This is a genomic window from Saccharopolyspora shandongensis, from assembly GCF_900106995.1.
Lineage (GTDB): Bacteria > Actinomycetota > Actinomycetes > Mycobacteriales > Pseudonocardiaceae > Saccharopolyspora > Saccharopolyspora shandongensis.
Genome location: NZ_FNOK01000006.1, coordinates 168,865 through 195,633 on the forward strand (window position 1 = coordinate 168,865; position 26,769 = coordinate 195,633).

General features: G+C 71.4%; 28 protein-coding genes and 1 pseudogene. 12 read left to right on the forward strand and 17 right to left on the reverse strand.

Going from position 1 to position 26,769, the window contains the following annotated elements; translation table 11 throughout:
- Positions 1–45 precede the first annotated feature (45 nt).
- From BLW84_RS08900 to BLW84_RS08910, 3 genes are all read left to right on the forward strand, one after another.
- Entirely contained in the window at positions 46–1,308 is a 1,263-nt protein-coding gene (locus BLW84_RS08900; RefSeq protein ID WP_093263485.1) for a cytochrome P450, read from the forward strand.
- 39 nt (positions 1,309–1,347) lie between these two features.
- On the forward strand, positions 1,348–2,811 hold the full coding sequence (locus BLW84_RS08905) for an MFS transporter (RefSeq protein ID WP_093263489.1): 1,464 nt from the start codon (positions 1,348–1,350) through the stop codon (positions 2,809–2,811).
- An 85-nt stretch (positions 2,812–2,896) separates the two neighbouring features.
- On the forward strand, positions 2,897–3,319 hold the full coding sequence (locus BLW84_RS08910) for a MarR family winged helix-turn-helix transcriptional regulator (RefSeq protein ID WP_245761032.1): 423 nt from the start codon (positions 2,897–2,899) through the stop codon (positions 3,317–3,319).
- 21 nt (positions 3,320–3,340) lie between these two features.
- Here BLW84_RS08910 and BLW84_RS47345 read toward each other — a convergent pair whose 3' ends face one another.
- On the reverse strand, positions 3,341–3,511 hold the full coding sequence (locus BLW84_RS47345; RefSeq protein ID WP_177226367.1) for a hypothetical protein: 171 nt from the start codon (positions 3,509–3,511) through the stop codon (positions 3,341–3,343).
- A 147-nt stretch (positions 3,512–3,658) separates the two neighbouring features.
- On the opposite strand from BLW84_RS47345, the gene BLW84_RS47350 reads away from it, so the two are divergent.
- The gene (locus BLW84_RS47350) at positions 3,659–3,826 is read left to right on the forward strand and encodes a hypothetical protein (protein ID WP_165968063.1); all 168 of its coding nucleotides are present in this window, start codon (positions 3,659–3,661) and stop codon (positions 3,824–3,826) included.
- Positions 3,827–3,899: 73 nt separating this feature from the next.
- Here BLW84_RS47350 and BLW84_RS08915 read toward each other — a convergent pair whose 3' ends face one another.
- Together BLW84_RS08915 and kdgD are read right to left on the reverse strand one after the other, a co-directional pair.
- The gene (locus BLW84_RS08915) at positions 3,900–5,243 is read right to left on the reverse strand and encodes an enolase C-terminal domain-like protein (RefSeq protein ID WP_093263755.1); all 1,344 of its coding nucleotides are present in this window, start codon (positions 5,241–5,243) and stop codon (positions 3,900–3,902) included.
- 160 nt (positions 5,244–5,403) lie between these two features.
- Positions 5,404–6,330 carry a 5-dehydro-4-deoxyglucarate dehydratase gene (kdgD, locus tag BLW84_RS08920; protein WP_093263492.1) on the reverse strand — a complete coding sequence of 309 codons (927 nt, stop codon included), beginning with the start codon at positions 6,328–6,330 and terminating at the stop codon, positions 5,404–5,406.
- Between the two features lie 220 nt (positions 6,331–6,550).
- Here kdgD and BLW84_RS50130 point away from each other — a divergent pair.
- Both BLW84_RS50130 and BLW84_RS08925 read left to right on the forward strand, forming a co-directional pair.
- Positions 6,551–6,643, forward strand: a pseudogene (locus BLW84_RS50130) (LysR family transcriptional regulator); the annotation flags it as partial.
- A 124-nt stretch (positions 6,644–6,767) separates the two neighbouring features.
- Entirely contained in the window at positions 6,768–7,388 is a 621-nt protein-coding gene (locus tag BLW84_RS08925) for a LysR substrate-binding domain-containing protein (protein WP_342743132.1), read from the forward strand.
- A gap of 11 nt (positions 7,389–7,399) precedes the next feature.
- Here the strand turns inward: BLW84_RS08925 and BLW84_RS08930 are convergent, their stop codons facing one another.
- From BLW84_RS08930 to BLW84_RS08940, 3 genes are read right to left on the reverse strand one after another with little or no spacing between them, the layout of a single operon-like run.
- Complete coding sequence (locus BLW84_RS08930; RefSeq protein WP_093263494.1) at positions 7,400–8,905, reverse strand: tripartite tricarboxylate transporter permease; 1,506 nt, start codon at positions 8,903–8,905, stop codon at positions 7,400–7,402.
- A gap of 8 nt (positions 8,906–8,913) precedes the next feature.
- Complete coding sequence (locus BLW84_RS08935) at positions 8,914–9,396, reverse strand: tripartite tricarboxylate transporter TctB family protein (RefSeq protein WP_218157244.1); 483 nt, start codon at positions 9,394–9,396, stop codon at positions 8,914–8,916.
- Positions 9,393–10,091 (reverse strand): Bug family tripartite tricarboxylate transporter substrate binding protein, encoded by a 699-nt coding sequence (locus BLW84_RS08940; RefSeq protein ID WP_093263499.1) that lies wholly within the window; start codon positions 10,089–10,091, stop codon positions 9,393–9,395. The genes BLW84_RS08935 and BLW84_RS08940 overlap by 4 nt, the downstream gene beginning before the upstream one ends.
- 80 nt (positions 10,092–10,171) lie before the next feature.
- Between BLW84_RS08940 and BLW84_RS08945 the strand changes: the two genes are divergently transcribed.
- Positions 10,172–10,624: an SDR family oxidoreductase gene (locus BLW84_RS08945; protein ID WP_218157245.1), complete on the forward strand. Its 453-nt coding sequence runs from the start codon at positions 10,172–10,174 to the stop codon at positions 10,622–10,624.
- Between the two features lie 67 nt (positions 10,625–10,691).
- On the opposite strand, the gene BLW84_RS08950 is transcribed toward BLW84_RS08945, so the two are convergent.
- On the reverse strand, positions 10,692–11,894 hold the full coding sequence (locus BLW84_RS08950) for an MFS transporter (protein ID WP_218157246.1): 1,203 nt from the start codon (positions 11,892–11,894) through the stop codon (positions 10,692–10,694).
- A 138-nt stretch (positions 11,895–12,032) separates the two neighbouring features.
- Between BLW84_RS08950 and BLW84_RS08955 the strand changes: the two genes are divergently transcribed.
- Entirely contained in the window at positions 12,033–12,518 is a 486-nt protein-coding gene (locus tag BLW84_RS08955) for a GNAT family N-acetyltransferase (protein ID WP_245761033.1), read from the forward strand.
- Positions 12,519–12,541: 23 nt separating this feature from the next.
- Positions 12,542–13,465 carry a pseudouridine synthase gene (locus tag BLW84_RS08960; RefSeq protein ID WP_093263760.1) on the forward strand — a complete coding sequence of 308 codons (924 nt, stop codon included), beginning with the start codon at positions 12,542–12,544 and terminating at the stop codon, positions 13,463–13,465.
- Here BLW84_RS08960 and BLW84_RS08965 read toward each other — a convergent pair.
- From BLW84_RS08965 to BLW84_RS08985, 5 genes are all read right to left on the reverse strand, one after another.
- Positions 13,456–13,752: a YciI family protein gene (locus BLW84_RS08965; RefSeq protein ID WP_093263504.1), complete on the reverse strand. Its 297-nt coding sequence runs from the start codon at positions 13,750–13,752 to the stop codon at positions 13,456–13,458. The two genes, BLW84_RS08960 and BLW84_RS08965, sit on opposite strands and share 10 nt — an antisense overlap.
- A 28-nt stretch (positions 13,753–13,780) precedes the next feature.
- Positions 13,781–14,791 (reverse strand): TIGR00366 family protein, encoded by a 1,011-nt coding sequence (locus BLW84_RS08970; protein WP_093263506.1) that lies wholly within the window; start codon positions 14,789–14,791, stop codon positions 13,781–13,783.
- Positions 14,792–14,846: 55 nt separating this feature from the next.
- Positions 14,847–15,197, reverse strand: coding sequence for a hypothetical protein (locus tag BLW84_RS08975; protein ID WP_218157248.1), 351 nt, complete (start codon positions 15,195–15,197; stop codon positions 14,847–14,849).
- Between the two features lie 101 nt (positions 15,198–15,298).
- The gene (locus tag BLW84_RS08980) at positions 15,299–16,633 is read right to left on the reverse strand and encodes an MFS transporter (RefSeq protein ID WP_093263509.1); all 1,335 of its coding nucleotides are present in this window, start codon (positions 16,631–16,633) and stop codon (positions 15,299–15,301) included.
- Positions 16,634–16,810: 177 nt separating this feature from the next.
- The gene (locus BLW84_RS08985; protein ID WP_093263511.1) at positions 16,811–17,725 is read right to left on the reverse strand and encodes a LysR substrate-binding domain-containing protein; all 915 of its coding nucleotides are present in this window, start codon (positions 17,723–17,725) and stop codon (positions 16,811–16,813) included.
- A gap of 139 nt (positions 17,726–17,864) precedes the next feature.
- Between BLW84_RS08985 and BLW84_RS08990 the strand changes: the two genes are divergently transcribed.
- A complete protein-coding gene (locus BLW84_RS08990; protein WP_093263514.1) occupies positions 17,865–18,836 on the forward strand; it encodes a CoA transferase subunit A in 972 nt (323 codons plus the stop codon).
- Positions 18,837–18,862: 26 nt separating this feature from the next.
- Positions 18,863–19,657, forward strand: coding sequence for a CoA-transferase subunit beta (locus BLW84_RS08995; RefSeq protein ID WP_093263516.1), 795 nt, complete (start codon positions 18,863–18,865; stop codon positions 19,655–19,657).
- Positions 19,658–19,714: 57 nt separating this feature from the next.
- Here the strand turns inward: BLW84_RS08995 and BLW84_RS09000 are convergent, their stop codons facing one another.
- A complete protein-coding gene (locus BLW84_RS09000) occupies positions 19,715–20,701 on the reverse strand; it encodes a zinc-binding dehydrogenase (RefSeq protein ID WP_093263519.1) in 987 nt (328 codons plus the stop codon).
- 128 nt (positions 20,702–20,829) lie between these two features.
- Positions 20,830–21,648, reverse strand: coding sequence for a TetR/AcrR family transcriptional regulator (locus BLW84_RS09005; protein WP_093263521.1), 819 nt, complete (start codon positions 21,646–21,648; stop codon positions 20,830–20,832).
- A 63-nt stretch (positions 21,649–21,711) separates the two neighbouring features.
- Between BLW84_RS09005 and BLW84_RS09010 the strand changes: the two genes are divergently transcribed.
- Positions 21,712–23,400, forward strand: a complete 1,689-nt coding sequence (locus BLW84_RS09010; protein WP_093263524.1) for a right-handed parallel beta-helix repeat-containing protein — start codon at positions 21,712–21,714, stop codon at positions 23,398–23,400.
- Between the two features lie 37 nt (positions 23,401–23,437).
- On the opposite strand, the gene BLW84_RS09015 is transcribed toward BLW84_RS09010, so the two are convergent.
- The 3 genes from BLW84_RS09015 to BLW84_RS09025 all read right to left on the reverse strand — a co-directional run bounded on the left by BLW84_RS09015 (position 23,438) and on the right by BLW84_RS09025 (position 26,688).
- Entirely contained in the window at positions 23,438–24,187 is a 750-nt protein-coding gene (locus tag BLW84_RS09015; protein WP_218157250.1) for a GntR family transcriptional regulator, read from the reverse strand.
- 103 nt (positions 24,188–24,290) lie between these two features.
- A complete protein-coding gene (locus BLW84_RS09020) occupies positions 24,291–25,460 on the reverse strand; it encodes an acyl-CoA dehydrogenase family protein (RefSeq protein ID WP_093263529.1) in 1,170 nt (389 codons plus the stop codon).
- A gap of 28 nt (positions 25,461–25,488) precedes the next feature.
- Positions 25,489–26,688 carry an MmgE/PrpD family protein gene (locus BLW84_RS09025; protein ID WP_093263531.1) on the reverse strand — a complete coding sequence of 400 codons (1,200 nt, stop codon included), beginning with the start codon at positions 26,686–26,688 and terminating at the stop codon, positions 25,489–25,491.
- Between the last annotated feature and the right edge of the window lie 81 nt (positions 26,689–26,769).

Below are 26,769 nucleotides of genomic sequence, written 5' to 3' on the forward strand. Positions count from 1 at the left end.
CCGCGGCCAGAGTAGGCCTGCAACGGCTGCGGTGAAGGAGTCTCGATGGCAGCGCCCGCCCACGTTCCGGACGTGTTCGACCCGCGCAGGTACGCCGACGGCGTGCCGCACGACGACTTCGCCTGGCTGCGGCGGCACGCGCCGGTGAGCCGCCAGGAGGAGCACGAGATCGGCGACTGGCCCGCCGGACCCGGATTCTGGGCCGTCACCAGGTATTCCGACGTCGTCGCGGTGCTGAAGTCCGCCGCGACGTACTCGTCCTGGCTGGGCGCCACCCAGATCCGCGATCCCGACCCGGCGGACCTGCCGTTCATCCGCAGCATGATGCTCAACCTCGACCCACCGGAGCACGGCAGGCTGCGCCGCCTGGTCAGCCGCGCGTTCACGCCCCGGCGGATCGACCGGTTCCGGCACGAGGTCGCGGAGCGGGCCCGCCTGCTGGTCGACGGCGTCGTCGAGCGCGGCGAGTGCGACCTGCCCGCCGAGGTCACCGACGACTACCCGCTGCGCAACCTCGCCGACCTGCTCGGCGTGCCGGAGTCGGACCGGCGGATGCTGCTGGAGTGGACCAACCGGGTGATCGGCTACCAGGACCCGGAGCACTCCGAGGTGGTCCGCGACGCGGACGGCAAGCCGGTCAACCCGCGTTCCCCGGCGATGCTGGCGGACATGTTCGCCTTCGCCCAGGACCTCGCGGCGTTCAAGCGCCGCAACCCGGCCGACGACGTGATGACCGCGCTCGCCACCGCCGAGCCGGACGGGCGCGGCCTGGCCGACGCCGAGCTGGAGATGTTCTTCTTCCTGCTTTCGGTCGCGGGCAACGACACCGTGCGCAGCGCGCTGCCGGGCGGGATGCTCGCCTTCGCCGAGAACCCTGATCAGCTGCGGCTGCTGCTGGCGGATCCGGGGCTGCTGGACTCCGCCGTGGAGGAGACGCTGCGCTACCACCCGCCGGTGCTCAGCTTCCGCCGCACCGCGACCGCCGACACCGAACTCGGCGGCCGGCGCATCGCCGCCGGGGACAAGGTCGTGGTCTTCCACTGCTCGGCGCACTTCGACGACCGGCAGTTCCCCGACCCGCACCGCTTCGACATCCGGCGCGCGCCCAACGACCACGTCGCCTTCGGCAACGGCCCGCACGTCTGCCTGGGCGCGCACTTCGCCCGGCTGCAGCTGCGGGCGTTCTACCGCGAGGCGCTGTGGCGGATGCGCGACCTGCGGGTGGCCGGGCCGGTCGAGCGCCTGGTGTCGAACTTCATCAACGGGATCAAGCACCTGCCGGTGGCGTTCACGCCGGGCACCAGGTGACCGACGGCGGCTTCCAGGTGCGCCCACTATGGTCGGGCGGTGACCGCCGCCACAGCCCTCCGCTCCCGGTCCGGCCGCTGGATCCTCATCGCCACGATCCTCGGCTCCGGGGTGGCGTTCCTGGACGGCTCCGTCGTCAACGTCGCGCTGCCGGCGATCGGCCGGGACGTGGGCGGCGACCTCAGCGTCCTGCAGTGGGTGCTGGACGCCTACCTGCTCACGCTCAGCGCGTTGCTGCTCCTCGGCGGCGCGCTCGGTGACCGCTACGGCCGCCGCCGTGTCTACACGCTAGGGCTGGTGCTGTTCACGCTGGCGTCGCTGGGCTGCGGCCTGGCGCCGAACGGCGCGGCCCTGATCACCGCCCGCCTGCTGCAGGGCGTCGGCGGCGCGCTGCTGGTGCCCGGCAGCCTGGCGCTGATCAACTCCACGATCCGGCACGACGACCGCGGCGAGGCGGTCGGCCGCTGGGCCGGGCTGACCGGCGTGGCCTCGGCGATCGGCCCGTTCGTGGGCGGGTGGCTGGTGGACGCGGCGTCCTGGCGGTGGGTGTTCTTCATCAACGTGCCCATCGCGGCGGCCGCGCTGCTGGCGCTGCGGCACGTGCCGGAATCCCGCGGCCCGGCCGCCGCCGGCCGGCTGGACGTCTTCGGCGCGATCACCGTGACCGTCGGGCTGGCCGGTGCCGTGTACGCCCTGATCGAGATCCCGACGAACGGGTGGAACGCCGCCAGCGCGGCGGCGGCCGTGGTGGGCGTCGCCGCGCTCATCGCGTTCCCGCTGATCGAGTCGCGCCACCCGGACCCGCTGCTGCCGCTGTCGCTGTTCCGCTCCGCGCAGTTCACCGGCGCGAACCTGACGACCTTCACCGTTTACGCGGCCCTCAGCGGCGCGTTGTTCCTGCTGTCGCTGCAGTTGCAGCAGTCGATGGGCTACACCGCGCTCGCCGCGGGGATCGCGACGCTGCCGATCACGATCATCATGCTGCTGGTGTCCGGGCGCGTCGGCGCGCTCGCGCAGCGCACCGGGCCGCGCCTGCCGATGAGCATCGGCCCGGTCGTCTGCGGGGTCGGCCTGGCGCTGCTGACCTGGGCGGTGCCCGGCAGCACCTACCTGAGCGGCGTGCTGCCCGGCGTCCTGGTGTTCGGCGCCGGCCTGTCCATCACCGTGGCGCCGCTGACCTCGGCGGTGCTCGCCTCCGTCAGCCCGGACAACGCCGGTGTCGCCTCCGGCGTGAACAACGCGGTGTCCCGGCTGGCGGGTCTCCTGGCGGTCGCGGTGCTCCCGGTGATCGCCGGGTTGTCGCACACCGGCGCGGGCGAGCCGCTCGGCCCTGGTTTCGGGCAGGCCATGCTGGTCTCCGCGGTGATGTGCGCGGCGGGCGGCGTGCTGGCGTGGCTGACCATCGACCGCGCCCGGCGTGTCGAGACCTACCCGTTGCCGGGCTTGAACCACGCCTGCCAGGACCCGTGCACCTGCGACCTCGACCGTAATCCAGACCGGTGAAGTTCCGGATATCGATCGCGAGTTGGGCCGTTTGGACTAGGATTCGCACACCCCGTTCGCCAACCCTGACGGAAGTGACGCCCACGTGGAGCTGGACAACGCCGTCTTCCACCTCATGCGCCGCGCCATGCAGGAACACACGTCGAGCTGGCAGTCCCGCCTGCCGCACCTCACGAAGCCGCAGTACGCGGTGCTCAACGCGATCCGAGCCAACCCCGGCATAGAGCAGGCTCAGCTCGGCCACCGGGCGGCGATCGACAAGGCGACCCTCGCATCCCTGCTGGTCCGGATGGAGCAGCGCGGGTTGGTGCACCGGACCGTCGACGACGCCGACCGGCGCCGCCGGCTCCTGCGGCTCACCCCGATCGGCGAGGCCGAACTGCGCGCCGTCGAGCCGATCGCGGACCGGGTCGACATCGAACTGCTCGACCGGCTCACCTCGGACGAGCGCGCCGAGCTGCTCCGGCTGCTCGACAAGCTCGCCCCTCGCGACCGGCTGGTCAACTGATCCGCACCCCGGGCACGCCCGTCATGCGGCGGAGCCCGCCGCGGTCAGGCGGTGCATCCGCAGCAGCCACAGCTCCAGTTCGGAGAGCTGGCCGTCCAGGCTCTCGCTGCCGTACATGTCCGGGCTCGCGCGCAGGGTGTTCAGCTCCTCCCAGCGCCGTTCCATCTGCTCGACCAGATCCCGCAGCGTCACCTGGTGCTCCTCTCCCCGACGTGCAACACCGCCGATGACGCTACGGCGTTTCCGTGCACGCTCGGTAAGGCCGAAAGTCACGGTTTCACCCGATCTTCCGGAACCGATCGGGACCATCCCGGGCACCCGTTGTGATCTCATCGGTGCATGAGAAGAGGGCGTCGAGGCCACCCCTGCGAACCCGACACCAGCCGGATCGGCCTGTGGCGGTGCGACGTCTGCGGCCAGCAGTGGGAGATCCACGGCGTGGCCGACAACCCGAGGATCCGCAAGGTGAGCCGGGTCGGCTGGTTCCTCGCAAAACTGCTGGGCTGACCGGTCTTTTACCTATTCCAGGCTCGCCTTGCGCAGCGGTGCGGGTAGCGGCCCCCTGCGGGAATTTCGGCTGTCACCGGTCGAGGGCGGGGCGCTTGGCGTCGAAGGTCCAGCCCGGGACGAGGTACCGCATCGCCAGCGCGTCGTCGCGGGCGCCGAGGCCTTCCTGGCGGTAGAGCTCGTTCGCCTCGGCCACCCGGGCCATGTCGAGCTCCACGCCGAGCCCCGGAGCCGTCGGCACCGGTAGTCGTCCGTCCGCGATGACCAGCGGTTGCCGGGTGAGCCGCTGGCCGTCCTGCCAGATCCAGTGCGTGTCGATGGCCGTGATCTCGCCGGGCGCGGCCGCGGCGACGTGGGTGAACATCGCCAGCGACACGTCGAAGTGGTTGTTCGAGTGCGAACCCCACGTCAGGCCCCACGCGTCGCAGAGCTGCGCGACGCGCACCGAGCCGCTCATCGTCCAGAAGTGCGGGTCGGCCAGCGGGATGTCGACGGCGTCGGCGCGGATCGCGTGGCCGAGCTCGCGCCAGTCGGTGGCGATCATGTTCGTCGCCGTGGGCAGCCCGGTGGCCCGCCGGAACTCCGCCATCACCTCCCGTCCCGAGTACCCGCGCTCCGCGCCGCACGGGTCCTCGGCGTAGGCGAGCACGTCGCGCAGGCCCCGGCACAGGTCGATCGCCTCGGACAGCGGCCATCCGCCGTTGGGGTCGAGCGTGATGCGGGCTTCCGGGAACCGTTCGGCCAGCGCGGTGGCGACCTCGATCTCGGCGGGCCCAGGCAGCACGCCGCCCTTGAGCTTGAAGTCGCGGAACCCGTAGCGGGCCTGCGCCGCTTCGGCCAGCCGCACGACCGAATCCGGGGTCAGCGCCTCCTCGTGGCGCAGCCGCGACCAGTCGTCGGCGCCGGCCGGCTCGTCGGCCGGGGCCCGGTAGGCCAGGTCGGTCCTGGTGCGGTCGCCGACGAAGAACAGGTATCCCAGCACCGGCACCTCGTCGCGCTGCTTGCCGTCGCCGAGCAGCTCCGCGACCGGCACGCCGAGGTGCTTGCCGAGCAGGTCGAGCAGCGCGGATTCCAGCGCCGTCACGGCGTGCACCGCGACGCGCAGGTCGAAGGTCTGCGTGCCGCGGCCGCCGGAATCCCGGTCGCCGAAGCGATCGCGCACGGCGGCCAGCACGGCGTGGTAGCGCGCGACCGGCTGCCCGACCACCAGGTCCCGGGATTCCTCCAGGGTGGTGCGGATGGGTTCCCCGCCGGGCACCTCGCCGACCCCGGTGCGGCCTTCGGAGTCGGTGAGGATCACCAGGTTTCGGGTGAAGTAGGGGGCGTGCGCCCCGCTGAGGTTGAGCAGCATGCTGTCGTGCCCCGCGACGGGAACGACCTGCATTCCGGTCACCAGCGGGCCGTGCTGAGCGGTCATGATCGGCATCCTCCGCGGTCGGTGCTCGCCGAACGCGCCGTCGATGCGGCGCCACGAGCCGTCGGGATTTTCGTCGGCCGGCATGCCGATGTGGACGCAAACCGTCCACCGTGGACCATCGCGTGGCCGAACTCCGACTCGGCTCCGGCGGCCGGGGCGGTCATCGCGGCTGCTCGGGCAGGCGCTCGACGAGGTCGGCCAGCTGCGCGAGCTCGGACTCGTCGAGGTCGACCAGCGGCGGGCGCACGGGCCCGGCCGGGCGGCCGATGACCTTCATGCCCGCCTTCACGATGCTCACCGCGTAACCCGCTCGCCGGTTGCGGATGTCGCAGTACGGCAGCACGAAGTCGTCGAGGTACCGGTACACGGCGGCGCGGTCGTGGTCGCGCACCGCCCGGTAGAAGCGCATCGCGAACTCGGGCACGAAGTTGAACATCGCCGACGAGTACGTGGTGACGCCCAGCTCCAGGTACGGCAGGGCGAAGGTCTCCGCGGTCGGCAGGCCGCCGATGTAGGTGAGCCGGTCGCCCAGCCGCGCGTACAGGCGGGTCATCTTCTCGATGTTGCCGACGCCGTCCTTGAACCCGACCAGGTTCGGGCAGTCCTCGGCGAGCGCGGCGACGGTCGTCTCGTCGAAGACCGCGTTGGCGCGGCTGTAGAGGATCACGCCGAGCCCGGTGGCCGCGCAGACCGCGCGGACGTGGGCGGCGAGCCCGTCCTGGTCCGCCTCGGTCAGGTACGGCGGCAGCAGGAGCAGGCCGTCGGCCCCCGCGCGTTCGGCGGAGCGGGCCATCTCGACGGCCATCGCGGTGCCGTAGCCGGCCGGGGCGATCACCGGCACACCCGCCGGCGCCTCCTGCGCGGCCGCGGTGACCACCGACTCGACTTCGGCGGGGGTCAGCGAGAAGAACTCGCCGGTGCCGCCGGCCGCGAAGAGCCCGGCGGCCCCGAATCCGCCCAGCCGGCCGATGTTCTCCCGGTAGGCGGCCTCGTCGAAGCCGTGGTCGGGCCGGAAGTGCGTCACCGGGAACGACAACAGCCCGCCGGCCAGCTGCCGGGCCACATCGGTGGGCGAATACGCGGACATCGGCGGATCTCCTTCATCGGGCGGATTCATCTGACTGCGCCGGCCCTGGCGGCGGTGAGCACCGGCGGTCGCTGCCCCGGCTTGAGCGCCGCGCCCCGGGGAACCGACTGCGGACGACAGTAAGGTGAGCCATCAATGCACGTCCAAGTCCAACAATGCATTCACCGATACCGGGACGGCATCATTGTTCACCCTGAACCAGCTCACCGGATTCGTCGCGGTGGCCGAGGAACAGCACTTCGGCCGCGCCGCGCAGCGCCTGCGCATGACCCAGCCGCCGCTGACGCGGCAGATCCAGCAACTGGAGAAGGAACTCAAGGTCCAGCTCTTCGACCACACCAGCCGCACGGTGCGGCTGACCCCGGCCGGGCGGGTTCCTGCAGGACGCGCGGCGCCTGCTGCACGAGGCCGAGAACGCCGCGCTGTCGGTGCGGCGGGTGACCTCGGGCCAGGCGGGCATCATCCGGATCGGCTTCACAGCGACCTCGGCGTACGGGGTGCTGGGCGGCTTGCTGGCGACCGTCCGCGAACACCTGCCGCAGGTGGACGTCGTGCTGCACGAGCTGGTCACCCGCGACCAGATCGACCGCCTGTCCGGCAACGCCCTGGATCTCGGGCTGGCCCGGCCGCCCGCCGCGCGGCCCGAGCTGGAATCGCGCCGGTTCCGCGCGGAACCGCTGCTGGCGGCCCTGCCCGCCGGGCATCCGCTCACTGACGACGCGAACCCCCTGGAACTCGCCGAATTCCACGGCACCGACATGGTGATGTACTCCCCGACCGAGGCCCGGTACTTCCACGAGCTGCTCGTCACCACCTTCGGCAACGCCGACGTGCAGCCGATCTACGTTCAGCACGTCAGCCAGATCCACACGGCGCTGGCGCTGGTCCAGGTCGGCCTCGGCACCGCGCTGGTGCCCGCCACCGCGGCCCGGCTGCACTTCGAAGGCGTGACGTTCCGCGATGTCCGGCTCCCCGAGCCGAATCCCGTTGAACTGCAACTGGTCTGGCGTCGAACGAACGACAATCCGGCCCTGCACGCACTGCTCGGCATGCTGTGATCGAGCCTTGCTCATGCGTCTGCGTCGGCCGGTTGTCGTGGTCGGCGCCGGATCAGCTTCCGCAGCAGCGGAAGCAGGACGACCAGGGCCAGCAGCGCTAGTAGGGTGGCGGAGATCGGCCTCGTGACGAAGCCGGCCGGGTCGCCGTCGAAGAGCAGCAGCGACCGGCGCAGCGAGGTTTCGAGCAGCGCACCGAGCACGAAGGCCAGTACCAGCGGCCCTGGTTCGAAGCCGAACTTCTTCATCAGGTAGCCGAGGAGGCCGAAGGCGATCACCAGCCCGATGTCGAAGACGCTGTTGCGGACGGTGTACGCGCCCACCAGCGTGATCAGCACGGTGATCGGGGCGAGGACGCCGGCGCGCACGCGGAGGATCTTCACGAACAGCCCGACCAGCGGGATGCTCATGACCAGCAGCAGGATGTTCCCGACGTACATCGAGTTCACCACGCCCCAGAACAGCTCCGGCCGCTCGGCCACGAGCTGGGGCCCCGGGGTCACGCCCTGGATCAGCAGCGCGCCGAAGATCATCGCCATCGTCGCGTTCGCCGGGATGCCCAGCGTCAGCAGCGGGATGAACGACGACGTCGCGGCCGCGTTGTTCGCCGTCTCCGGTGCGGCCACACCCTCGACCGCGCCGTTGCCGAACCGCTCCGGTGTCTTCGACCGGCGCTTCTCCAACGCGTACGCCGCGAGCGACGAGAGCGAGGCGCCGCCGCCCGGGAGCACCCCCAGCACGAACCCGAGCACCGAGCCCCGGCCGATCGCCCCCGCCGAGCGCCGGAGATCCGCGCGGGACGGCCACGCGTTGGCCACCCTGGTGACCGCCGCGGCGCCCTGCCGCCGTTCCTCCAGGCCGTGCAGGATCTCGCCGAGCCCGAAGAGGCCCATCGCGATCGGGACGAAGTCGAGCCCGTCCGACAGCGGCAGCAGGCCGAAGGTGAACCGCTCGGCGCCGGTGAACGCGTCCCGGCCGACCACCGCCAGCAGCAGCCCGATGCAGGCGGCCACGACCGCCTTCAGCCGGCCGCCGCTGCTCACGGCGGCGACCAGCAGGATGCCGAGCAGGGCGAGGGCGGTGTACTCCGGCGGGCCGAAGTCGAGCGCGAACCCGGCGATCAGCGGCGCCAGCACCGAAAGCACCACGATCGAGGCGGTGCCGCCGACGAACGACCCGATCGCCGCGATCCCCAGCGCGGTGCCGGCCTTGCCCTGCCGGGCCAGGGCGTGGCCGTCGAAGACCGTGACCACGGAGGACGCTTCGCCGGGCAGCCGCAGCAGCACCGACGTGATGGTGCCGCCGTACTGGGCGCCGTAGAAGATGCCGGCCAGCATGATGATCGCCGTCACCGGTTCGACGTCGAAGGTCAGCGGCAGCAGGATCGCGATCGTCGCGGCCGGGCCGAGCCCGGGCAGCACCCCGACCAGCATCCCGATCACGACGCCGATCAGGCAGTAGAGCAGGTTGGTGGGTTCGAGGACGACGCCGAACCCGTCGAGCACCGGAGTCAGGTCCATCGCCGCTCCTAGAACAGGTGGGGAATCGGCACGTTCAGGGCGCCGACGAAGATCAGGTAGAAGACCGCCACGATGCCGACGGCGCCGAGGACGGACAGCCGCCACGACTCGCGGCCGAGGAAGCGCAGCCACGCGAAGACCAGCAGCGCGCCCGGGATCTCGAACCCGATCACGCCGACCAGGGCGGCGAACCCGGCCATGCCGGCCACCGCGCCGAGCACCGGCAGGCAGGACGAGGACAGCCCTTCCGCGTCGTTCGTGCGCCGCGACAGCAGCGCGAGCGCCACGCCGAGGACCGCGATCGCGGTGCTGACCAGGAACGGCCAGGTTCCGGCGGACGGCGCGGCCGCGCTGCCCAGGCCCAGCGCCCAGGAACCGGCCATCCCGGCGCCGCCGATGCCGACGATGCCGACGATGCCGACGATCACCAGCGCTACCACCAGATTCGCGACCGCGCCGGCCGGTTCGCCGTCGCGCCGGGCATCGCTCACTTCGGCCCGCCGAGGTCGATGCCGTACCGCTGGATCATGGTTCGGTAGCTCTTCAGCGAGCCCGTCCACTCCTGCGCGATCTGCGCGCCGTCGACCTCGTGCGGGGTGAGCAGGTTGTCCTCGTTGAACTTCCGGTACCGCTCGGTGGCGAACGTCGCCCGGAACGCCTGGCGCAGCCGGTCCACGACCTCCGGGGGCGTGCCCTTCGGGGCGACGACCGCGCGGAACTGCGAAACCCTTACGTCGTAACCCTCTTCCACGGCCGTCGGGGTGTCCGGGAGGTACCGGTTGCGCTGCGCGGCGAAGGTGACCAGCGGGACCAGCTCGCCCGCCCGGATCTGGCCGATCGCCTCGCCGAGCTGGACGGAGGCGACGTCCACCTGGTCGCCGAGCACCGCGGTCATCGCGGGCGACCCGCCGTCGAACGGGACCGCGGTGCCGGCGATCCCGGCCTGCTTGAACAGCAGTTCCTGGGAGAGCTGGCTGCCGGTGCCGACGCCGGTGGTGCCGAACTTGAGGTTCCGGTGCGCGTCGACGAGGCCCCGCACCGACTTCAGGCCGGAGGCGGCGTTGGCGACCAGCACGTAGTCGTCCTGCGAAATCCCGGTGACCACCTCGAAATCGTCGATCGCGACGGCTTCCTGCGGCGCGGCCGCCAGCGGCGTGATCGCGGTCAGCGAGGCGTTGATGACCATGACGCAACCACTTCGGCGCGGTCGCCACCCTCGAAGGCCTGCGGCCGCTCCTCGCCCGCGGCACCGATCCGCGCGCGGTCGTGATCTCGTCGGTCGCGTCGCTGCACCCGACCGATCCCGGCATCGTCGATGCCGCACTCGCCGGCGACGAGGACGCCGCGGTGGCTGCCGCCCGCGCCGCGGTGGAGCGCGGCGACGGCGCGCAGGTATACGCGTCCTCGAAGGCCGCGATCGCGCGATGGACGCGCCGAACCGCGATCACGCCGGAATGGGCGGGCGCCGGAATACCGCTCAACGCCATCGCCCCCGGCACCATCGTCACGCCGATGATCCAGGACATGCTCGATACCGAAGCGGGTCGCCGGGCCATCGACGGCAGCGTCCCCATTCCACTGCACGGCCACGCCCGACCCGAGCAGATCGCGCCGCTGCTCGCTTGGCTCACCTCCCCCGAGAACTCGCACATCACCGGCCAGGTGGTGTTCGTCGACGGCGGCGCCGACGCGGTCCTGCGCGGCGACGGGACCTGGTGATGGGCCGGAGACAGCGGTCACCCCGCGCTAGGGCCCGTTTCACCGGTTGACCACGACCAAACAGGCCCTAGCGGGGTTCCGCCGCGCTGCAGCCGTTCGGGGCTGCAGCGCGGCTCGGCAGGCGCGACGCCAGCAGCACGATCAGCACCCCCGCGAAGGGGACCACCACCAGGCCGAGGCGCAGGCTGATCGCGTCCGCGAGCAGCCCGACGACCGGCGGGCCGGCCAGGATGCCGAGCCGGTAGACCCAGCCGACGACCGCGATCCCGGTGCCGCCCGGCAGCCCGGGGAGCTCGTCGGCCGCGTGGAAACCGGCCGGGATGATCGTGGCGACACCCCAGCCGGCCAGCGCGAATCCGGCCAGCGTGCTCGGGACGGACGGCCACACGAGTGCCGAGCCGACGCCGAGAAGCACCGCGACACCACCGATGCGCGCCACCGCCCGGTTGCCGAACCGGTCCACCAGGCGATCGCCGGTGAGCCGGCCGACCGTCTGCGCCGCTTGCAACGCGACGAACGCCATGCCCGCGAGCACCGGCGCGGCATCCAGCGAATCGCGCAGGTACACCGCGCCCCAGGACGCCGCGGTGTCCTCGACCAGCGCCGCCGCGGCGCACAGCGCGCCCAGCGCCAGCAACGCGAGCAGCAGCTTGAAGCGCGGTCTTCCCCGGTGTCCGCTCGTGCGCTCTGCGTCATCCCGGCCGGGAAGCAGGAATCGGGCGCAGACGACCGCTGCGGCGGCCAGGACGACGGCGGCCGCCGCGAGGTGCGCGGGCAGCGGCAGCGCCGCCCCGGCGGCCAGCGAGCCCGCCGCGCCGCCGATGATCGCGCCGACGCTCCACATCCCGTGGAAGGAGTTGACGATCGACCGCCCGTAGCGCCGCTGCACCCGCAGCCCGTGCGCGTTCATCGCCACGTCCACGATCGCGTCCATCGCACCCGCGAGGAAGAACGCCGCCGCCAGCTGCCACCAGCGCCCCACCAGCCCGATCACCACGAGATCCGCCGCCAGCAGCACCGAGCAGCCGACCGCGACGACCGACGACCGCCAGCGGGCCAGGATCGGCCCGGCCAGCAGGCCGGCGACCAGCGAGCCCAGCGGCAGCGCCGCGATCGCGGTGCCCAGCGCGGCGTTGGACAGGGCCAGGGCGTCCTTGAGCTCCGGGTAGCGGGGCACGACGCTGGCGAAGCTCGCCCCGTTGACCAGGAACAGCGTGGCCACCGCCAACCGCGCCGCCACCGGCCGCCGATCCGTCGCGACCTCGGGCATACCCGTCCTTCCTCCGGCGTCCCCGCCGATCATGCCAAGACCCGCAGGCGCGCGCCGCCGGTTTTCGCGCTCCCCCGCGCCGCCGCGCTAGGGTCCGGTGAGGCGAATCCCCAAATCGAGTCCACAGTGGAGGATCAGTTGAGCGTGCCGGTCGAGCTGTCCACCGGGTCCGGGACGTACCTGCTGCGCCGGGCGACCGGCGACGACCTCGGGCCGATCGTCGGGTTGCTGGCCACCGACCAGCTCGGCTCGACCCGGGAGTCCGCCGCCGAACTGGCTCCCTACCAGCGGGCTTTCGAGGCGATCGAGGCCGATCCCGCGCAGCTGCTGCTGGTGGCCGCGACGCCGGGCGGCGAGGTCGTGGCGACCATGCAGCTGACGTTCATCCCCGGGCTGGCCCGGCGGGGCGCGCTGCGCGCGCAGATCGAAGCGGTCCGCGTCCACGAGCGGCACCGCAGCCGCGGCCTCGGGCGCGTGATGTTCGACTGGGCAATCGCCGAGTCCCGCCGACGCGGCTGCGCCCTCGTCCAGCTGACCACCGACCGGCAGCGCTCCGACGCGCACCGCTTCTACGACCGGCTCGGGTTCGAGGCCTCGCACGTGGGCTACAAGCTCCGGCTGTGACCACCGGTTACGCTGGCGGGGCGATGCGACGCAAGCTCAGATCGCCGCTGCCCCAGCGGCACGGCCTGGACCCCATCCGGTTGCGACTGCCCGCCGACGGCCGCTGGGCCACCGTCCGGGACCACCTCGTCGACCGGATACCGAAGCTCGCCCCGGAACGCATCGACGCCATGCTCCGCGAGGGCCGGATCGTCGGCGTCGACGGCCCGCTCGCGCCCGGTGCGCCGTACGCGCCGGGCGGGTTCATCTGGTTCCACCGCGACCTGCCCGACGAGACGCCGGTGCCGTTCGCCCTGGACGTCGTGCACCGCGACGACGCCCTGCTGGTCGTGGACAAGCCGCACTTCCTGGCCACCACGCCGCGCGGCGGGCACGTCGCGGAGACCGCGCTGGTGCGGCTGCGGCGCGACCTGGACCTGCCGCAGCTCAGCCCGGCGCACCGGCTGGACCGCCTGACCGCGGGGCTGGTCATGTTCGTGCTCGAGCCCGAGCTGCGCGGCGCCTACCAGACCCTGTTCCACGACCGCCTGGTGCACAAGGAGTACGAGGCCGTCGCCCGCTTCGAGCCCCGGCTGACGATGCCGCGCACGGTGCGCAGCCGGATCGTCAAGCACCGCGGCGTGCTGGCAGCCCAGGAAGAACCCGGTGAGCCGAACAGCGAAACGCGCGTCGAGCTGATCGAGCACCGCGACGGCCTCGGCCGGTACCGGCTGCTGCCGCGCACCGGCCGGACCCACCAGCTGCGGGTGCACCTCAACGGCCTCGGCATCCCGATCCTCGGCGACGACCTCTACCCCGTCGTCCGCGACCGCGCCGCCGACGACTTCACCGCGCCCCTCCAGCTCCTATCCCGGACGCTGGAGTTCACCGATCCGGTCAGCGGCAGGCGGCGCCGCTTCGAGACCCGGCGGAGCCTCGAAACCTGGCCGGCCGACGCTCAGAGGTAGCCCGTGCCGTCGAGGTACGCCTTGCGCCAGCGGAGGACCTTGATGTCGGCGAACAGGCCGACCTTCGCGAAGGGGTCCGCGGCGATGAACTCCTCGGCCGCCGCCCGGGTTTCGACGTCGAGCAGGTAGACGCCGCCGGTGGCCGCATCGCCGTCGTCGGCCAGTTTCGCCCCGCAGGCCAGCAGCAGCTCCTTGTGCTCCTCGAGGAACGCCAGGTGCGCGGGGCGGTTGTCCAGCCGCACCTGCTGGTGGTCTGGCTTGTCGAACGTTTCGATGAAGTACGGCATCTCACACTCCTATTCGGACGGTCCCCGGTCAGCCGAGGAAGCCCCAGAGCAGGATCGCGGCGATGTAGATCAGCCCGACCCAGAACATCATGATCACCGTGTAGCCCATGACGTCCTTGAGGCGCAGCCGCGACAGCGCCAGCGCGGGCAGGATCCAGAACGGCTGCACCAGGTCGTTCCAGGCGTTGCCGAGCATGACCGACATCGCCACGTCGGGCATCGGCGCGCCGATCACGTTGGCCGCGTCGACCATGAACGGGCCCTGGATGACCCAGTGGCCGCCGCCGGAGGGCGCGAAGAAGTTGATGACGAACGAGCTGATCAGGCCCCAGAACCCGAGCGTCTCCGGGGTGGAGATGTCCACGAACACCTGCGAGATCGTGCCGACCAGCCCGGAGGCGGCCATGATCGCCATGATGCCCGCGTAGAACGGGTACTGCAGGACGATGCCGGAGATCGTCTTGATGCCCTCGCCGAGCTTGGCGACGTAGGCCTGCGGCGTGCCCAGCAGCAGGATGCCCAGGAACAGGATGAAGAAGTTCACCAGGTTCAGGTCCGCCGCGCCACCCTTGACGAAGTAGACGACCACGTAGACCATGCCGAGCGCGCCGATCAGCAGGCTCAGGACGCGGCTGTTGTTCAGCCGCGACGCGACGGTGGCCCCGCCGAAGTCCGCGGACTCGACGGCCGCGGTCTTGCTCTCGACGTGCAGCGCCGGGTCGATCTCCTTGACCGGCTGACCGGCCTTGGGGTGCAGCATCGCGTTGAGGACCGGCAGCGTGATCAGCACGGCGAGCGCGGTCAGCAGCATCGGCAGCGAGAAGATCGTCTGCCCCAGGGCGATGACGCCCATCTTGCTCGCCAGCGAGTGCCCGCTCGTGGAGATGGTCAGCGGGATCGTCGCCGACAACCCCAGGCCGTACATGGTGAAACCGCTGTAGGCGGCGGCGATGATCAGCGGGTAGTGCACGCCGGGCACCTTCAGCGCCAGCTTCTTCGCCACGATCCCGCCGATGACCAGGCCTAAGCCCCAGTTCAGGTAGGAGCCTCTGTGCTTTCCCTTGCGCGCCGGGGACTTCCCGGTGCGATGTGCGTCAGAGCGTGGCCACCGGCGTGACCAGCGAGCCGACCGCGCCCGGCAGGTTCAGCGGCGGGGCGGTGAGCAGGAAGCGGCTGCGGCCGCTGGCCCGCAGGTGTCCGGCGAGTGGCGTGAGCCGCCACAGCTCGCCGAGGTGCACGCCCAGCTTGAACAGGCAGTGCTCGTGCAGCGGCAGCACGGCGTTGGGGCCCGGCGCCGCCGGGGCGGGGAACGCCTCCACCGCGTAGTTGTCGGCCACCAGCGCGGCCAGCCCCGATTCGGTGATCCAGCGCAGCAGCTCCGGGTCGCGTCCGTTGAGGACCGCGCCGAACCCGTGCAGCACGTCCGGATCGGGATTCCCGCGCATCGACAGCACCTTCTCGGCGAAGCCGGTGTGCAGGTGCCTCCAAAAGAACGGGACGCGCGGCTTCCCCGCCGGGCGGGGAAGCCGCACCCGGTCGCGCCCGGTTACGCGGGAACCGCCTCGGCGCGCGGCGCCTGGCCGGCCCCGGCCCGCTCGTCGTAGTTCGGGCGGCGCAGCAGCAACAACATGCAGCCGAGGGTCAGCACCACCTGGAAGATCGCGTAGGCGATCACCGCGGTGATCGAACCGGACAGGTTCAGCAGGAACTGGCCGACGATCGGCGTCGTGCCGCCGAGCAGCGTGCCGCACATCTGGTAGCACAGCGAGATTCCGGTGTAGCGCACGTGCGCCGGGAACCTGCTGGCGAGCATGCCCGCCAGGGCCGCGTAGTACAGGCAGTGCGGGATCGTCGCGATCGCCACGCCGAACATCGCCAGCCCGTAGTTCTCGGTGCTGATCAGCACGAACATCAGCGGCAGCAGCACCACCTCGGGCAGCAGCATCACGGTCACCGCGCGGGACCAGCTGCGCATCTTGGTGGCGATGACGGCGCCGAAGGGCTGCACGATGATCTGGGTGATGTTGGCGACCAGGATGATCGTCAGGAACGAGCTCTTGTCGAAGCCGAGGTGGCTGGTGGCCCAGGACAGCGCGAAGGTCGACTTGAAGTAGGTCGCCGACAGGCCGATCGTGCAGGCCCCGATGCCCAGCGCCAGCAGCGACGGGTGCGAGCGGACGACCTCCCACACCGGCAGCTTGGCGACCTTCTTGTGCTCGATGAGGTTCGCCATCGCCGGCGACTCGGTGACGCGCATCCGGATGAACAGGCCGACCAGCACCAGCAGCGCCGAGGCCAGGAACGGGACTCGCCAGCCCCAGCCCAGGAACGCCTCGTCCGGGAGCTGGCTGATGGCCAGGAAGCTGACGGTGCTCAGGGTGTTGCCGACCGGCGAGCCCTGCTGCGCGAACGCGCCGTAGAGGATGGACTTGCCCTTGGGCGCGTGCTCCGAGGCGATCAGCACCGAGCCGCCCCACTCGCCGCCGAGGCCGATGCCCTGCACCATGCGGATGGTCACCAGCAGGATCGGCGCCCACACGCCGATCTGGGCGTAGCCGGGCAGCACGCCGATCAGGGTCGTCGAAATGCCCATCAGCAGCAACGTGATGACCAGGGTCTTCTTGCGGCCCAGCCGGTCGCCGATGTGGCCGAAGATGATGCCGCCGATCGGGCGGGCCAGGAAGCCGACCCAGAAGGTCGCGAACGCGACCAGCGTGCCGAGCGCGCCTTCGAGCTCAGGGAAGAAGACCTTGTCGAAGACCAGGGCCGAGGCCGTGCCGTAGATGTAGAAGTCGAACCACTCGATGGTCGAGCCGATGAAGGCCCCGATCCCGGCGCGGTTGGCCGTTCGGCTCTGTTCGCGCGCGTTGGCCGCACCCATGCATTCTCCCTTGAAGCTCGGTGCAAGCGGGCGCCTCGAACGGCGCCCGCGTCCCGATGTGATGGCGGTAACGGTGCCACCCAAACCTAGACGTGTCCAATACAGAATCAGTGCAACAGTGAGACGTCAGGCTTATTAATTCGGCGGAACGCCCCAGGTGAGCGGCCCGGCGGGCGATCAGCCGCCCGCGGGCGTGGGCAGGGCTTCCTCGGCGATGCCGAGCACGGTGCGCAGGGCCGCGGAGGTGTTGTCGGTGCGCCAGGCCAGCGCCGCGTGCAGCAGCATCGGCGCGCCCGCCAGCGGCCGGTAGACCGTGCCGGTCTGCTGGATGTGCTGGCAGGACGTCAGCGTCAGCGTGACGCCGACGCCCGCGGCCACCAGCGCGAGGATGGTGTAGGAATCCGGCGCCTCTTGAACCACGCGCGGGTTGAACCCGGTGGACACGCACGCCTTGACCAGCGCGTCGCGCACCGTGGACCCGGCGTTGGACGGGAAGCTGACGAACGGCTCGTCGGCGAGGTCCCCGATCGCGATCCGCTCCCGCCCGGCCAGCGGGTGATCCTGTGGCAGCGCGCAGATCAGCTCCTCCACCTCGATCACCCGGGTCTGCACGCCCGGGGTCGGCGAGCCGACCTGGTTGACCGGCAGCCGCACGAAACCCAGGTCCAGCGAGCCGTCGGCGACCTTCGCCAGCGCCACGTTCGCGTAGGTCTGGCCGCGCATCACCAACTCCAGGCCGGGATGCGCGGCGCGCACCGCGCGGGTCAGCCGGGGCAGCGACTCGTGGCTGGAGGCGCCGGCGAAGCCGACGGTGACCCGCCCGTACTCGCCGCGGCCGGCGGCCTTCGCGGCGCGCACCGCGATGTCGACGTCGTCGAGCGCCGTGCGGGCAGGCTCCAGGAACGACTCGCCGGCGCTGGTGAGCCGGACCGAGCGGGTGTTGCGCTCGAAGAGCTGGACGCCGAGTTCCTTCTCCAGCTGGCGGATCTGCTGGCTCAGCGGCGGCTGCGCCATCTGCAGCCGCTTGGCGGCGCGGCCGAAGTGGAGTTCCTCGGCGACGGCGACGAATGCGGTGAGATAGCGCAGCTCCACGGTCGACCTCTGTTCACCCCGAGCCCGGGGAATCCATAAGAAATGACTCTTGATCCGACACTAATTCAGTATTAGACAGCTATCAATGCCGCCTGGCAATGTGCTGTGCATTCGAAGCGCACACCGAGGAGCCCCGACGATGCAGAACCCGGTCGCCGAGTCGACGACGCCGGTCCCCCGGCCCGACAAGACCATGACGATGCGGGACGCGATCGCCGCGTTCGTCCCGGACGGGGCGACGGTGGCGCTGGAGGGCTTCACGCACCTGATCCCCACCGCCGCCGGGCACGAGATCATCCGGCAGGGCCGCAAGGACCTCACCGTCGCGCGGATGACCGCCGACATCGTGACCGATCAGCTCATCGCCGGCGGCTGCGTGCGCAAGCTCGTCTCGTCGTTCGTCGGCAACTCCACCGCCGGCTCGCTCGGCGAGCTGCGCCGCCGCATCGAGACCGGGCGGCCCGCGCCGCTGGAATTCGAGGAGTACAGCCACTACGGGATGATCTGCCGGTACCTCGCCGGCGCCCAGCGGCTGCCGTTCTACCCGCTGCGCTCCTACGGCGGCAGCGACGTGCCTGCCGTGAACCCCGGCATCCGCAAGGTGACCTCGCCGTTCCCGGGCCCGGACGGCGAAGCGGAGCAGATCTACGTGGTGCCGCCGCTGAACCCGGACGTCACGATCGTGCACGCGCAGCGCGCCGACCGGGCCGGCAACACCCAGATCTGGGGCCTGACCGGCATCCAGGCCGAGGCCGTCTACGCCGCGAAGCGGGCGATCATCGTGGTCGAGGAAGTGGTGGCCGACGAGGTGATCCGCTCCGACCCCAACCGCACGGTCATCCCGGCGCACGCGGTGGACGCGGTGGTGGCGTGCCCGCGCGGCGCGCACCCGGCCTTCGCGCAGGGCTACTACGACCGGGACGGCGACTTCTACCGCAGCTGGTCGCACATCAGCAAGGATCCCGAGCGGCTGCAGGCCTGGCTGGACGAGTGGATCCGCGGCACCCGCGACCACGCCGATTACCTCGAGAAGCTCGGCGACGAGCACTGGTCGGGCCTGGCGGTCGGCGAGGCGTGGAGCGAACCGGTCAACTACGGACGCCGGCTCTGACGGGCAGAACGAAAGGATTTGTCGTGATGAACGCTGTGTCCACCAGTCCGACCGGGTCCGCTGTGGCCGTTACCTCCTCCGAGCTGCTCGCCGCCGTCGCGTCGCGGGAGCTGGCCGGCAAGAACACCGTCTTCGCCGGGATCGGGCTGCCGACGCTGGCGGTGTCGCTGGCGCAGCTGACCGTCGCGCCCGGCATCGAGATCGTCTACGAGTCCGGGGTGTGCGGGGCGCACCCGTCGCAGCTGCCGGAGACGATCGCGGACGCGGTGCTGATCACCGACTCCGAGGCGGTGCTGCCGATGACGGCGCTGTTCGGCTACGTCCTGCAGGGCGGCCGGATCGACGTCGGGTTCCTCGGCGCTGCGCAGATCGACCGGTGGGGCAACCTGAACTCGTCGGTCATCGGCGACTGGCACGCGCCGAAGGTGCGGCTGCCCGGCTCGGGCGGGGCCATGGAGGTGATGGCCAACTCCGGCGAGGTGTTCGTGGTGATGCGCCGCCACGACCCGCGTTCCTTCATGTCCGAACTGGACTTCTGCACCTCGCCGGGCCCGGACCGGGCGCTGCGGGACGGGATCCGGCCGCTGGGCGCGGGCGTCACGCGGGTGATCACCGACCTCGGCATCCTGGCGCGCGGCGGGGTCGGCGAGGAGCTGCGGCTGGTGGCGACGCACCCCGGCGTCACCGTGGACCAGGTCCGCGCGGCGACCGGCTGGGACCTCCAGGCGGCCGACGAGCTGACCACCATCGAGCCGCCCACGGCGGCGGAGCTCCGCCTGCTCCGCGAGGACGTCGACCCGGACCGCGTCTACCTCCGCTGACCCGACTCGTGAGCACTTTGGACTGCTGTTACAGCCCAAAGTGCTCACGAGCCCCGATCATGCTCCCGTCTGCACCTGGAGCAGGGTCTTGCCGATCACCTGGCGGTTCTGCATCGCCGTGTGAGCGTCGGCGGCGCGCTCCAGCGGGAAGGTCTGGCCGATGGTCGGATTCAGCAATCCCGCCGCCGCTTGGGAAAGCGCTCGTTCCCGGCGCGGAGGCGCGGCCGCCCGGAAGCTGAAGAGCTGATCGACGCCGATCACGGTGACCTCGCGACGCTCGGCCTCCGCCCGGTCGATCTCGCTCGGCGCGCCGCTGGAGGCGCCGTGCATCGAGAACCGCCCGCCGCGCGCGGTCAGCTCGAACGCCTCCCGGCCGATGGTTCCGCCGATGCCGTCGAAGACCAGGTCCGGTCCCCGGCCGTCCGTCGCCGCCAGGATCTGTTCGCGCCAACCGGATTCCGAGTAGTCGACCACCAGCTCGGCGCCCAGCGAGAGCACCAGCTCGCGCTTGCGCTCGCCCCTCGCCGCGCCGATGACGCGCGCGCCGGCGGCGCGTGCCAGCTGCACCAGCAGGCTGCCGACGCCGCCACCGGCCGCCTCGACGAGTACCCACTCCCCTGACTTGATCGGCGCGTTCTCGACCAGGCCGATCGCCGTGGAGCCGTCGTCGAACAGCGCCGCCGCCTCCGGCAGCCCCAGTCCGTCGGGGACCGGGAACAGCGCGTCCGCGTCGGCGACCGCCTTCTCGGCGTTCCCGCCGAGCCCGTCGGCGGTGTGGGCGACCACCCGGCGGCCGAGCCAGCTCGCGTCGACGCCGTCGCCGGCCGAGAGCACCGTTCCGGCCACCGTCGCGCCGGGCACGTAGGGCAGCTCCGGCAGCGGCGGTCCCGGCGAGAAGCCTTGGCGCAGTTGGGTTTGGACGAAGTCGATGGCGGCGATCTCGACGCCGATCACGACCTGCCCGGCCCCGGCGACCGGATCGGGCGCCTCCCCCGCGACGAGCACCTCAGGCCCACCGAACTCGCTCACCCGCACAACCCTCATGGCCGCTCCTCAGAACTCCGTCGACTGCACACCAATCTCCAACTTCAACCGCACTGAAGATCATCCGGTTGTGATCGACATCTCAGCGGCGACGCTCCGGGCGCAGCCATGGCGACCCGCCGACGCCGTCAGGCCTTGCGCATCCGGTAGGCGCGTTGCTGGCAGGCGCGGGAGCAGTAGTCCCGTGGCCGCCCCTTAGCGGCGGGCTCGATCACCTTTCCGCACACGGAGCACCTATTTTCATCACGAATTTCATCACGAACGAGCGTCTCAATACCGTCGAGCACCCGCCGCAGGCCGAACTCGAACGGGTCCAGCGGGTCGTCGAAACCGCCGTCCCGGTAGAGGCGGCTCAACGTCGGGTACCGGTCGAGGTGGTCGAACAGCGAAGTGCGCCCCGCCCACCACTCCTCGTGTCCGACACCGGAGCTCCGCTCCAGGCGCGCCGCCTCCACCAGCTGCCGGGCCGCGCTCTCCACGAACCCGCCGACGAGCGTCACCACCGCCACTACCCGCGCAGGCGGCAGTCCGCTGCGCGCCGCCGCACCCAACGCCCGCTCGAAGCTCGCCACCGCGTTCGGCCCGGGCACCTGCCTGAGCCCCTCCGCCTCTACCAGCCACGGATGTCGCTGGTAGAGCACCAATCCGTCGCGCGCCCACGCTTCGAGCTCCGCCCGCCAGCCCGCCTCAGGTCCCGCTCCGGCAGCCGCCTGCACCGCCATCGCCTCGTCGCGCATGAGATCGACCAGCTCCGCCTTGCCCGGCACGTGCCGGTAGAGCGCCATCGTGGTGAAGCCGAGCCGCTCGGCGACCCGCCGCATGGACACCGCGGCCAGCCCCTCCTCGTCGGCCAGCTCGATCGCGGCCCGCACGATCCGCGCCAGGTTGAGCCCTCGCCGCGACTCTCCCTGCCACAGCAGGTCGGTGCTGCGTTCCGGATCTGCCACCACTCCTCCTCGCCATTCGTGGTACAAACCGAAGTGTATGCCATACACAAGAGAGGCATCTTGATGATTTTCGTTGATCCTTCTGGTGACGACTCCGGCCCGGGCACGATCGAGCGGCCGTTCGCCACACTGGACCGGGCCCGCGCCGCGGCGAGCGCGGGCTCCGTGGTCAACCTCCGGGCGGGCACCTACCGCCTCACCGGAACGTTCTCGCTCTCGGCCGCCGATTCCGGGGTCGTCTACCAGGCATTCGGATACGGCACCGAAGCGCAGGAAGAGGTCGTGATCAGCGGCGGCCGGCAGATCAACGGCTGGCGACAAGACGATGACGGGGTATGCCGGGCATCGGTGCCCGGACTGGCGACCCGCCAGCTCTACGTGGCCGGACGCCGCGCGCCGCGGGCGGCCATCGCGCTCGACCAGGGGCTGGTCAGGACCGAGACCGGCTACGTCAGCGCAGACCCCGCGCACCGGTCCTGGGAGGGCCAGGTCGAGTTCGTCTACCGGGGCGCCTACCCCTGGTCCGAAGCCCGCTGCCAGGCGTCGCGGATCTCGGGCGACGAGCAATCGACCACGATCACCATGGCGCAGCCCGCTTTCGCTTGGGCGGCGCAGCTGTACCGCTCGGTCATCACCTGGGACGACCCGAACGCCGGCGAGCAGAACGGGCTCGACAACCCGACCTCGGCCGAGAACAGCCCCGCGTTCCTGACCGAGGGCGCCTTCGCGCTCGCCGATGGGGTCCTGCACTACCTGCCGCGGCCCGGCGAGGAACTCGACGACGCCGTGGTGGCCCCGGTGCTGGAAACCCTGCTGCACGCCCGAGACGTGCACGACATCGCCTTCCGCGGCATCACCTTCGCCGATGCGACGTGGCTGCGCCCGGGCTCGCCGGAGGGCTTCCTGCACTACCACGGCAACGGCTACCACGACGGCGGTCCGCTCCACACGATCGTCTTCGCCGACGGTCAAGGGCAGGTCGTCGTCCCCGGCGATGCCTCGGCCATGCCCGGCAACGTGGTCTTCGAGAATTCCTCGCGGGTCGTGCTGGAGGGCTGCCGGTTCACGAGGTTGGGCGCGGTCGCGCTGGAATTCCGCGGTGCCGGCGACCGAAACGCGTTGCGGGACAGCGTGATCGACGACGTGTCCGGCGGTGGCCTGGTGATCGGCGAGGGCGCCCGCGGCCACCGGATCGAGAACAACCACATCCACCACATCGGACAGGACTACAGCGGTTCGCCGGCCGTTCTGCTGTCGGGCACCCGGGACGCGGTCATCGCGCACAACCAGGTCAACGACGCACCGCACGCGGGCATCGTGGTCTACGAGGGGCATGGCACGCAGGTGCTGAACAACCTGGTGCACGACACGATGCAGGTGCTGGCCGACGGCGGCGGCATCTACCTGTCGGGAAGCCAGGGCACCTCGCACGCCGACGGGGCGCTGATCCGCGGCAACGTCGTCCGCGACACGATCACGTCCTACAACTTCGGCCTCTACACCGACTACGGCGCCGCCTGGGTCACCGTGCAGGGCAACGTCGTCCACCGGGCCGACAGCCCGGTCGCGCTGGAGGTGTCGCCGCCGCTGGAGCACGTCGCGTTCATCGGCAACTTCTGGGACGCCGACCCCGGCGAACCGCCGGAAGGCGTGACGCTGGCCGACAACACGACGTTGCCGGCCGACGCCTTCGGCGATGATCCGTCGGTCGCCCGGATCATGACGGCCGCAGGCCGCACGCCGCGCGGCTGAACCCGGTGCGCACCGTCCGCTGGGTGCGCCCGGGCGCTCAGCGGACGTTGCGGCGGAGGCGGACCCGGTAGGAGTAGTGCTCCGGCAGGAAGTAGCTGACCGCCAGCTCGACGGGCTGACCCGTCGTCGACTGGTACATGCGGTCGATCCGCAGCAGCGGCCGCTGCGGCTCGCAGCCGAGGTGTTCGGCGATCTCCGGGGTCGCCAAGCCCACCGTGATGCTCTGCTCCGCCTCCGCGATCGGGTCGGTCAGCCGGTCGTCGAGCAGCCCGATGATCGTCACGCCGCTGCGCGCGCCGGGCTCGGTCAGCTCCGGCACCGATTCGACGAGCTTGCCCACCGCAGGCGGCAGGAACACCGTCGTCAGGCAGAACGGCACGTCGTCGTGCAGCCGCCGGAACTCCAGGGTGTGCACCCGGTCGGACTGCAGCCGCAGGCGGCCCGCGGCGTCCAGGTCGACCTGCTGGCGCAGCGGGGTGATCAGCTCCATCGTGGTGTCGATCGACAGGCCCATCAGGTCGTCGATGGAGCCGAACTGGCGCAGGTACTGCTCTTCCCGCAGCGCCGCGAAGGTGCCGCGCCCCGGGATCCGGTAGACCATGCCCTCGGCGACGAGGTCCTGGAAGGCGCGGCGGACCGTCTGCCTGCTGACGCGGTGAGTCTCGGCGAGCTCCGCCTCGGTGGGCAGCCGTTTGCCCTCGGGGTAGTCGTGCTGCAGGATCGCCGCCCGCAGCTCCCGCGCCAGGCGCAGGTACGCGCTCTCCCGGCCATCGGTCCGCTGTGCCACCGTCACCTCCCGGCTTGTCGCCCCCGACCGTAGCGGACCCGCGCCGCCGCGCCGCCGGGGGCGATTTCGGCGGGCCGCACCGCCGAAATCGCCGGCACCGGCGTCAGGCGTCGAGGCCGCCGCGTTTGACCAGCTGGGCCGCGATGACGTTGCGCTGGATCTCGTTGGTGCCCTCGCCGACGATCATCAGCGGCGCGTCGCGGAAGTAGCGCTCCACGTCGAACTCCGTGGAATAGCCGTAGCCGCCGTGGATGCGCACCGCGTTCAGCGCGATCTCCATGGCCGCCTCCGAGGCGAACAGCTTGGCCATGCCCGCCTCCATGTCCACCCGGCGGCCCGCGTCGTACTCCCGGGCTGCGTGCAGGGTGAGCTGGCGGGCGGCGGTGAGCTTGGTGGCCATGTCCGCCAGGTAGTTGCCCACCGACTGGTGCTGCCAGATCGGCTTGCCGAAGCTCTCCCGCTCCTGGGCGTAGCGCAGCGCGTCCTCCAGGGCCGCCTTGCCCACGCCCAGCGCGCGGGAGGCGACCTGGATGCGGCCGGTCTCCAGGCCCTTCATCATCTGCGCGAAGCCCCGGCCCTCCTCGGTGCCCAGCAGCGCCGAGGCCGGGGCTCGGTAGTCCTCGAAGGACAGTTCGCAGCTCTCCACGCCCTTGTAGCCGAGCTTGGGCAGGTCGCGGGAGACGGTCAGGCCCGGGCCGTGCTCGACGAGCAGGATGGAAATGCCCTTGTGGCCGGGGTTCGCGGCCGGGTCGGTCTTGCACATCAGCGCGATCAGCCCGGACCGGCGGGAGTTGGTGATCCAGGTCTTGGCGCCGTTGACGACGTACTCTCCCCCACCTTCCTTGCGGGCGTTGGTGGTCATCGCCTGCAGGTCGGAGCCGCCGCCGGGCTCGGTCAGCGCCATCGTCGCGCGGATCTCGCCGGTGGCCATCTTCGGCAGGTACCTGCGCTTCTGCTCCTCGGTGCCGAAGTGCAGCAGCAGCTTGGACACCACGCTGTGGCCGCCCATCGCGCCGGCCAGGCTCATCCAGCCGCGGGCCAGCTCCTCGACGATCAGCACGTAGCAGGGCGTGGAAACCGGTGTGCCGCCGTACTCCTCTGGGATCGCCAGCCCGAAGATGCCCAGTGCCTTCATCTGCTCGATGAGGGCCTCCGGGTAGGTGTTGGAGTGCTCCAGCTCCTGCACCACTGGCTTGACGGACTTGTCGACGAAGTCGCGCACCGTTTCCACGGCGAGCTTCTCGTCGGCGCTGAGGATGTCCAATGTGCTCAATGCATCGCTCCCTTGTGGTGCTCAATCCTCACTCGACGTCGCCCGTGCGCGGGAAGAACTGTCGCAGCAGCTCGCGGACCGACTTCCAGTCCGCCGCCGCCAGCAGCCCCGGCACGTCCTCGCCGCAGGCGGTGAACTTCTCCCGCAGTTCCGCTTCGGTCGGCGGCCTCGACGGCGCGCCCGGTGGCTGCGCCAGGCTCACCCGCAGGGCAGGTCCGTCGTGTTCGAGTTCGATGTCCACCTCGCCGGTGAGCAGGCCCTCCTCCCCCGGCGTGTAGGACACCTCGACCTGCCGCAGCAGGCGCTGGGCGCTCTCCCGGTTGACGGCGTCGTCGGTGAACGCGGCGAAGTCCGGGTAGCAGTCGAGCAGGGCGGTGGCCACCGCGTAGGGCAGGCTGAACTTGCCCTCCAGGCCGGTGCCGGGCCGGTCGTGGATCAGCGGTTTCACCGTCGGTTCCGGCGTGCTGACGCGCACCCCGCGCACCGCTCCCCGGATGTCGTGGCGGATGTCGCGCAGCGCGGCGATCGGCCGCTGCATCGCGTAGCAGCAGGGGTAGACCTTGATGGCCAGGCCGCCGGGCACCGCCGGGCCCGCCAGGTCCAGCCGGCCGGTGCCGCCGACCAGCTCCAGCCAGGCGTCCAGCGCGCTCGGGTCCGCCGTCGCGCCCGCCCGCGCGAGCTCGGCGGCGCGGACCCCGGCCTGCGCGGCGAACCCGACCTGCAGCGACTTCCCGTGGGTGCCGAAGGCGTTCTGCACGCCGCCCGCGGCCGGGACGGCCAGCGCCATCGCGGTCGCCAGCTGCTCGGTGGACAGGCCCAGCGCGATTCCGGCCGCGACCGCGGCGGCCGGCGCGCCGGCCGTGCAGGTGGCGTGCCAGCCGGCCGAGTAGTGCGACCAGCCCAGCGCGCCGCCGAGGCGCGCCATCACGCCCGCCCCCGCCAGGTACGCCCGGGCGTCGCCGCCGGTGGCGAGCACGACCGGGACGGTCACGACGCTGATGTGCGTGGTCGACTCGATGTGCAGGTCGTCGAAGTCCAGCACGTGGCCGATGGCCGCCCAGCGCGCCGCGTCCGGCAGCCCGGCCGCGATCTCGGTCAGCGGGTGGTTCCGGGCGGCCAGGGTGACCGCGGCGGTGTCGACGAGGGAGCGCTGGGCGAGCGCGAGATCTTCCGCACTCGGTTCGAGCTCGGAGGCCCACTGCGCGAGGGACTCAGCGATGGATGCCATGGGGACCTTTCCGCCAGCGCGCCACGCCCCGCGGCGTCGCCACGTCGATCAGCCGGACGCTAACCTTTGTACGGCCAAATA